A 2,020-nucleotide genomic window follows, 5' to 3' on the forward strand; every position below is an offset into this window, starting at 1 on the left:
CGGCCCAGTTGACGGCGAGCCCGGCCGCGATGGCGATGTAGAGAGCGATGTTGGAGGTCTTCTCCAAGCCGGCCTTCCACGCCTCGGCATGCTCGGTGTACCGCGCATGGCCGACAAGTCCCAGGACGAGCGGGACGAGCACCAGCAGGAGGAGGTCCTTGATGATCATCGCGGCGCTGACGCTGGCCCCGGTCACCACCGCCTGGGCCCACAGCGGGGCCGCGACGATGTTGATCAGCTGCAGGACGATGACCAGGGAGACTGCGAGCGCCATGTCAGCGCGTTTGGCGAGCTGCGCGGCCTTCAGCCCGGCAGGTCCGGCCGACGCCACGCAGACCAGCACCAGGCCGACGACCTGGTCGGGGGTGATCGGGAACGCCTTCGCCAGACCCCAGGCGACGAGAGGGACGACGAGCACGTTGATCGTCACGGCCAGGACGAAGACCCACACCCGGCGCAGGGGGGCGACGACCTGGCCGACGGTGAAGCCCATGCCCAGGCTCATCACGAGGGTGACGATCATGATGAACAGACCCGCGTTGAACAGCGCGTTGAACAACTGGTCGACGGTCACAGTGAAAGCTCCTGAATGCTGGACCTGAGTGCTCCGGGTCTGTACGCGACGTGCTCGGCCCCATCCCTCGACATCAGGTCGTCGGCCTCCCGAAGGCGGCGCGCGTCGCGGGCCGGGTCAACCACCACACGTTGTAGATGCCGAAGGCGGCATCAAGGAGCAGCCACAGCGTCGGTGCGGGTTTCCCCATCAGCCAGAAGAACTCGCCGCCGACGATGAGCACGAAGATCAGCCCCTGCAGGACCCAGGCGGCGGTGTAGGCCCACGGGCGCAGCCGCCACCCGCCCCACGCGACGACCAGGGCCACGACCCCGATCGTCGCGTACAACGGCTCGAGGGCCGCTCCGCCGTAGTACTGGCGCAGGTCCCCCTTCTCACCTTCGAAGAACGTGCCGAACCGCCAGGCCAGGGTGATCTGGTAGATCCCCAGGAAGACCATCCACCCGACCATGAAGCCGAGGTTGGGTGGTCGTTCTGGGTGACCGGACGGCGCTGGCGCTCCGGGCGTCGACGGCTCAGGTGTAGAGGCGGTCATCGTGGTCCTACCCGGTCGGGTGGTCGAGCCCGTGGTGGGGCTGCGGGAGCTCGTCGTGGGACTTGACGAGCGTGGTCACGAACTGCGTGATGACGCCGAGCTGGATGTGCTCCTCGGGCCGCAGTTCGCCTGGCTTGGGCGGCGTGTACGGATCGGGGGTGCCTGGCTTGATCGGCGGTTCCTTCGCCAGGGTGGAGAGGAAGACCCCAGCCGCGGCGGCCATCGGGTGCACGGTCCAGCCGTGCGGGAAGTCGACCTCGTGCTCCTCGCGGGGGTCCCACTCCAGGTTGTAGAGGCGAGGCATGTTCAACGGAGAGAACGTCGACATGAAGCCGTCCTGCTGGAACAGGTGCGCCTTCCACTGACGCCACTTGATGGCCTGCAGGCGGTTGCCCTGGATGCACAGCACCGTGTTGCGGCCGGACTCCTCGGCGTCGCCGAGCAGGAAGTCGCCCATGTCCGTGCCGTCGATGACGCGATCAGCCGGAACCTCGGCGCCGGCCACCTTGGCCAGAGTCGGGAACATGTCGACCAGGTGAACCATCTCGTTGCTGACCTTGCCGGCGGGCACGTGACCGGGCCAGCGCACGAGGCACGGTGCGCGGTTCGAGCCCTCGAGAGAAGTGAAGTAGCCGCCACGCCAGGGACCGGAGCTTCCCTGCCAGGAGCCTCCGGCGGGGTCGGGGTCGATCGCCGGCATGCGGTAGTTGGGGTCGGCGCCGTTGTCCGACGCCCAGACCACGATGGTGTCCTCGGCCAGCCCCAGCGCTTCGAGCGTGTCGAGGATGCGTCCGGTGAAGGCGTCCATCTGGGTCAGCAGGTCCGCGAAGTTGCCGCGCTTCGTGCTGCCGGCGTACTCCGGGTCCGGGATCGGCGGGATGTGCACCTGGGTGTAGGGCAGGTAGACGTAG

General features: G+C 67.9%; 3 protein-coding genes. All 3 read right to left on the reverse strand.

Annotated elements, in window-relative coordinates:
- A partial coding sequence (locus VIM19_07100) for a bile acid:sodium symporter (GenBank protein ID HEY5184661.1) occupies positions 1–574 on the reverse strand: 574 nt, incomplete at its 3' end.
- Positions 575–647: 73 nt separating this feature from the next.
- Positions 648–1,025: a hypothetical protein gene (locus VIM19_07105; protein ID HEY5184662.1), complete on the reverse strand. Its 378-nt coding sequence runs from the start codon at positions 1,023–1,025 to the stop codon at positions 648–650.
- 91 nt (positions 1,026–1,116) lie between these two features.
- Positions 1,117–2,020, reverse strand: a 904-nt coding sequence (locus VIM19_07110) for a sulfatase-like hydrolase/transferase (protein HEY5184663.1), incomplete at its 5' end; no start/stop codon positions are given.

The sequence above is a fragment of the Actinomycetes bacterium genome (assembly GCA_036510875.1).
In the GTDB taxonomy this organism is placed as follows: Bacteria; Actinomycetota; Actinomycetes; order Prado026; family Prado026; genus DATCDE01.